The following is a 6,358-nucleotide window of genomic DNA, read 5'->3' on the forward strand; positions in this document are numbered from 1 at the left end:
AAAAATAAACTAAACCAAGGATTAGGACAATAAATAATCAAATAGCATATAAAACCATAAAAATTCAAAAATAAAATAGAATAACTAATAAATAGCAAAAACAACGCATAAAACCAAATTTTATAAAATAATAATAACTAACAATAAAAATAAACATAAGATTATATACAAAGTAAGAATAATAAGAGAATTAACAAGTCCGCAATGAGCTACTTTCCCCCTGCCAGTAAGGCGTAGTATCATCACCCACGATGTGCTTAGCTTCTTGGTTCGGGATGGAGCAAGGCGTCTCCACATCTGTATAATCACGGACATTGTTATTTAAATATTCTATTTAATATAGCATAATAAAAACAATCAATAAGATTTAGATATAAAAATCATTTTTATTTTAGCTTTCATCTTATTCTTATATTTAGATATTTTATTAAGCTAAATCACTTTATTGTTTTAGAATACTTAAAAAACAATGTTAAGAGCAAGTTCTAATATAAACTTTACTTGTAAGATTTTATAAACTTAAGAACATAATCTTTATATAAATATTTCATATAAAAACACTCAAAGCTTTATTAAAAACCTTAACAAGGAAGTGATGCTTAAATAAGATAAGCCAAACGCTCTATTAGTACTGGTCAGCTAAAGGACTTTCATCCATTACACACCCAGCCTATCAAACTAGTAGTCTTCTAGAGAGCTTAGAGAAGATTCATCTTAGAGTTGGCTTCACGCTTAGATGCTTTCAGCGTTTATCCGTTCCAAACTTAGCTACGCTGCGATGCTCTTGGCAGAACAACAGCTACACCAGTGGTTTGTTCAACCCGGTCCTCTCGTACTAGGGTCAAATCTCTTCAATCTTCTTGCGCCCACGGCAGATAGGGACCGAACTGTCTCACGACGTTCTGAACCCAGCTCGCGTACCGCTTTAAATGGCGAACAGCCATACCCTTGGGACCTGCTCCAGCCCCAGGATGCGATGAGCCGACATCGAGGTGCCAAACCTCCCCGTCGATGTGAGCTCTTGGGGGAGATCAGCCTGTTATCCCCGGGGTACCTTTTATCCTTTGAGCGATGGCCCTTCCACACAGAACCACCGGATCACTAAGACCGACTTTCGTCTCTGCTTGACTTGTATGTCTTGCAGTTAAGCTGGCTTATACCTTTATACTCTACGAACGATTTCCAACCGTTCTGAGCCAACCTTTGTAAGCCTCCGTTATTATTTGGGAGGCGACCGCCCCAGTCAAACTACCCACCAGACATTGTCCCACTTGAGGATAACTCAAGCTGGTTAGCTACCCAAATAAGAAAGAGTGGTATCTCAACAACGGCTCATATACAACTGGCGTCATATACTCAAAGCCTCCCACCTATCCTGCACATTCTTATCCAAATAGCAGTGTCAAGCTGTAGTAAAGGTCCACGGGGTCTTTCCGTCTTGCCGCGGGTAGGAGGAATTTTCACCTCCACTACAATTTCACTGGATCCCTCTTTGAGACAGCTCCCATCTCGTTACGCCATTCATGCAGGTCGGTATTTAACCGACAAGGAATTTCGCTACCTTAGGACCGTTATAGTTACGGCCGCCGTTTACTCGGGCTTCGATCAAGAGCTTCGCTAATGCTAACCCCATCAATTAACCTTCGAGCACCGGGCAGGCGTCACACCCTATACATCCTCTTACGAGTTAGCAGAGTGCTGTGTTTTTGGTAAACAGTCGGGAGGGACTCTTTGTTGTAAGTTTCTTCGCTTTCGGAGTAAATCCTAATACGAAGCGAACCACACCTTATACCGAAGATACGGTGCTATTTTGCAGAGTTCCTTAAAGAGAGTTCTTCCACGCGCCTTAGAATACTCATCCCACCCACCTGTGTCGGTTTACGGTACGGGCAACATTAGCTAAACTTAGAAACTTTTCTTGGCTCGACGGCATCAGCAATTCTCCTCGCTGTCCGAAGACTTTGAAGAGCCTTTCAGTTCTCGGAGTATTGTTATACGGATTTGCCTATATAACCTCCTACGACCTTAGACTAGCACTTCCATCCGCTAGCTTGCTTAGCCCTAAGCGTCCTTCCATCGCACACTAATGTTGGTATTGGAATATTAACCAATTTGCCATCGTCTACCCCTTTCGGACTCGACTTAGGACCCGACTAACCCTACGATGACGAGCATCGCGTAGGAAACCTTGGGTTTACGGCGTTAATGATTCTCACATTAATTATCGCTACTCATGCCTGCATGCTCACTTCTATTCGCTCCAGCACTCCTTACCGGTATACCTTCGGCGCAAATAGAACGCTCTCCTACCACTTGATAAAATCAAGTCTACAGCTTCGGTACTTACTTTAGCCCCGTTATATTTTCCGCGCAAAATCACTAGACCAGTGAGCTATTACGCTTTCTTTAAAGGATGGCTGCTTCTAAGCCAACCTCCTGGTTGTTTAAGTAACTTCACATCGTTTTCCACTTAAGTAAGATTTAGGGACCTTAGCTGGTAGTCTGGGTTGTTTCCCTCTTGACGACGGATTTTATCACTCGCCGCCTGACTGCTGTGATTACATATAAGGTATTCGGAGTTTGATAGGGTTTGGTACATTGGTGTATGCCCTAGCCCATTCAGTGCTCTACCCCCTTATATTACGACACAACGCTATACCTAAATATATTTCGGAGAGAACCAGCTATCACGAAGTTTGATTGGCCTTTCACCCCTATCCACAAGTCATCCGGGGGCTTTTCAACGCCTATCGGTTCAGTCCTCCACTAGTTCTTACACTAGCTTCAACTTGCTCATGGATAGATCACTTCGTTTCGGGTCTGCAGCATCTGACTTAAGCGCCCTATTCAGACTCGCTTTCGCTACGGCTTCGCGTGTGCTTAACCTTGCCAGACACCACAACTCGCAGGCTCATTATGCAAAAGGCAGTCCATCACACTGTATTGCTACATAGTGCTCTGAATGATTGTAAGCAAATGGTTTCAGGTTCTATTTCACTCTGATCACCTCAGTTCTTTTCACCTTTCCCTCACGGTACTTGTGCACTATCGGTCTGGTAGTAGTATTTAGGGTTGGATCGTGGTCGACCCAGCTTCAGACAGGATTCCTCGTGTCCCGCCCTACTCAGGATACTGCTAGCTAAGGTTTGGTTTTCGTATACGGGACTATCACCCTCTATGGCTACACTTTCCAGAGTGTTCTACTAACCTCACCTATTGCACATTGCAGTCCTACAACCCCCAGTGCAAGCACTGGGTTTGCCCTCTTGCGCTTTCGCTCGCCGCTACTGACGCAATCTCTATTGATTTCTTTTCCTGTAGGTACTAAGATGTTTCAATTCCCTACGTTCGCTCCATTATGGTAGTATATATCTCTATATACTGGGTTGCCCCATTCGGAAATCTACGGATCAAAGCTTCTTGACAGCTCCCCGTAGCTTATCGCAGTCTAGTACGTCCTTCATCGCCTTTACCAGCCAAGGCATCCACCATTCGCTCTTAATAGCTTACCTTTTAAATTCATTCTAAAACGCATCACTTCCTTGTTAAAGTTTTTATGATAAGACTTTACTATCTTAAGACGGAAAGCATTTAAACACTTAATAAAACTAAAAATATTAGTCTCACTAAGCTGTGAGTTTAAAACTTGTCTTTAACTAAAAGCTAAAGAAAAGATAGTTAGATTTTATCCTTTAACAAGTCCTGTAAAATTGTTTTTATTAAAACTTGCTTGTGACTCTTAACAATGATAATTCAAATAACATTAAATAATTAATCTAATATATAAAATATTCTATTATTTATTTAGCTTAGGTCTTAAAACCTAAAGAAAGTATATATAAAGAGTTTAAATAATTTAAAAACATAAGCAATAAAGTATTTTACTTTATTTACTGCTTTATTATTAGCTATATACTTGCTTTAAGTTTTAAAACTTTATTATATGATTGATAAACAAATCTTTTTTTATGGTGGGCCTAACAAGACTTGAACTTGTGACCTCACCCTTATCAGGGGTGCACTCTAACCAGCTGAGCTATAGGCCCTTAATAAATGGTGGAGAATAGCGGGATCGAACCGCTGACCTCCTGCGTGCAAAGCAGGCGCTCTCCCAGCTGAGCTAATTCCCCAAAATTAGCTTTTCATCAATCTTTGAAATCTAAACAAGGATGATTGAGTCTATATATGAACTGATAGTTGTGAGACTTATCAGTTTGTACTCTAGAAAGGAGGTGATCCAACCGCAGGTTCTCCTACGGTTACCTTGTTACGACTTCACCCCAGTCGCTGATTCCACTGTGGACGGTAACTAGTTTAGTATTCCGGCTTCGAGTGAAATCAACTCCCATGGTGTGACGGGCGGTGAGTACAAGACCCGGGAACGTATTCACCGTAGCATGGCTGATCTACGATTACTAGCGATTCCGGCTTCATGCTCTCGAGTTGCAGAGAACAATCCGAACTGGGACATATTTTATAGATTTGCTCCACCTCGCGGTATTGCGTCTCATTGTATATGCCATTGTAGCACGTGTGTCGCCCTGGGCATAAGGGCCATGATGACTTGACGTCGTCCACACCTTCCTCCTCCTTACGAAGGCAGTCTATTTAGAGTGCTCGGCCGAACCGTTAGCAACTAAATACGTGGGTTGCGCTCGTTGCGGGACTTAACCCAACATCTCACGACACGAGCTGACGACAGCCGTGCAGCACCTGTCTCTAAGTTCTAGCAAGCTAGCACCCTCTTATCTCTAAAAGGTTCTTAGGATATCAAGCCCAGGTAAGGTTCTTCGCGTATCTTCGAATTAAACCACATGCTCCACCGCTTGTGCGGGTCCCCGTCTATTCCTTTGAGTTTTAATCTTGCGACCGTACTCCCCAGGCGGTACACTTAATGCGTTAGCTGCATTACTGAGATGACTAGCACCCCAACAACTAGTGTACATCGTTTAGGGCGTGGACTACCAGGGTATCTAATCCTGTTTGCTCCCCACGCTTTCGCGCCTTAGCGTCAGTTAAGTTCCAGCAGATCGCCTTCGCAATGGGTATTCTTGGTGATATCTACGGATTTTACCCCTACACCACCAATTCCATCTGCCTCTCCCTCACTCTAGACTACCAGTTTCCCAAGCAGTTCAACGGTTAAGCCGTTGGATTTCACAAGAGACTTGATAATCCGCCTACGCGCCCTTTACGCCCAGTGATTCCGAGTAACGCTTGCACCCTCCGTATTACCGCGGCTGCTGGCACGGAGTTAGCCGGTGCTTATTCCTTAGGTACCGTCAGAATTCTTCCCTAAGAAAAGGAGTTTACGCTCCGAAAAGTGTCATCCTCCACGCGGCGTTGCTGCGTCAGGGTTTCCCCCATTGCGCAATATTCCCTACTGCTGCCTCCCGTAGGAGTCTGGACCGTGTCTCAGTTCCAGTGTGACTGATCATCCTCTCAGACCAGTTAAGCGTCATAGCCTTGGTGAGCCATTACCTCACCAACTAGCTGATACTATATAGTCTCATCCTACACCGAAAAAACTTTCCCTACTCAACTTGTGTTAAGCAGGAGTATAGAGTATTAGCAGTCGTTTCCAACTGTTGTCCTCTTGTGTAGGGCAGATTAACTATACCTTACTCACCCGTGCGCCACTAATCCACTTCTAGCAAGCTAAAAGCTTCATCGTTCGACTTGCATGTATTAGGCACGCCGCCAGCGTTCACTCTGAGCCAGGATCAAACTCTCCATAAAAAATAATTGGATAAGTTTAATCTTTTTCTTCAAAGAAAAAGTTGATTGTTAAGATTTAAAAATAAATCTTTCTGGCTCAATCGATCACTTATTTAGATTTCAAAGATTGACTATAAGATTTGATTAACAATATTAATAATTTAAAGAACAAATACTAAAAAATTAAGACAAAAAGTCTTAGCTTTTTAAAACCCTTTCGTTTAAAAAGGAAATGAAATTATAGCAATAAAAGCTTAAAGTTTTATTAATATAATTAGACATTTAAAGAAATTTGTTTTAGGGTGAGTTTATATTTTGTTATTATGGTGGTGTAAGTGTGTAAGTTATGGTTGAAGAAAAAAAAAGGGGGGGGGCGACTAGTAGGAAGTTGTTAGAGGAATAAAATTATTTTTAGAAAAAAGAGAAGGAGAAAAGATAGAGTGGATTTTATAGGTGTGTGTTATGGCATGTGATGGGTAAATGATTAAAAAAATATAAAAAAGTAAATTTTAATCTGTTGCATTTGATCATGATATGCATTCATGGCGACCCCTAGAGGATTTGAACCTCTGTTATCACACAGAGAGAGTGACGTCCTGAGCCACTAGACGAAAGGGTCAATAAGTGGTGTCCCGTGTTG

At 42.1% G+C, this 6,358-nt stretch carries 3 tRNA genes and 3 rRNA genes; all 6 read right to left on the reverse strand.

The features are described from left to right. Nucleotides 1-196 precede the first annotated feature (196 nt). Nucleotides 197-313 (reverse strand): 5S ribosomal RNA (gene rrf, locus L8T90_RS07685). Between the two features lie 291 nt (nt 314-604). Further along, nucleotides 605-3,512: ribosomal RNA gene (locus tag L8T90_RS07690) — 23S ribosomal RNA — on the reverse strand. A 457-nt stretch (nt 3,513-3,969) separates the two neighbouring features. Further along, a tRNA-Ile gene (locus L8T90_RS07695) sits at nt 3,970-4,046 on the reverse strand. An 8-nt stretch (nt 4,047-4,054) separates the two neighbouring features. After that, nucleotides 4,055-4,130: transfer RNA gene (locus tag L8T90_RS07700), tRNA-Ala, on the reverse strand. 95 nt (nt 4,131-4,225) lie between these two features. Beyond that, nucleotides 4,226-5,739 (reverse strand): 16S ribosomal RNA (locus tag L8T90_RS07705). Together the 16S, 23S and 5S rRNA genes with 2 tRNA genes alongside form the textbook arrangement of a ribosomal RNA operon. Nucleotides 5,740-6,261: 522 nt before the next feature. Continuing rightward, nucleotides 6,262-6,337, reverse strand: a tRNA-Glu gene (locus L8T90_RS07710). Nucleotides 6,338-6,358: the final 21 nt, after the last annotated feature.

The organism is Campylobacter sp. RKI_CA19_01121 (assembly GCF_025771295.1).
Classification (GTDB): domain Bacteria; phylum Campylobacterota; class Campylobacteria; order Campylobacterales; family Campylobacteraceae; genus Campylobacter_D.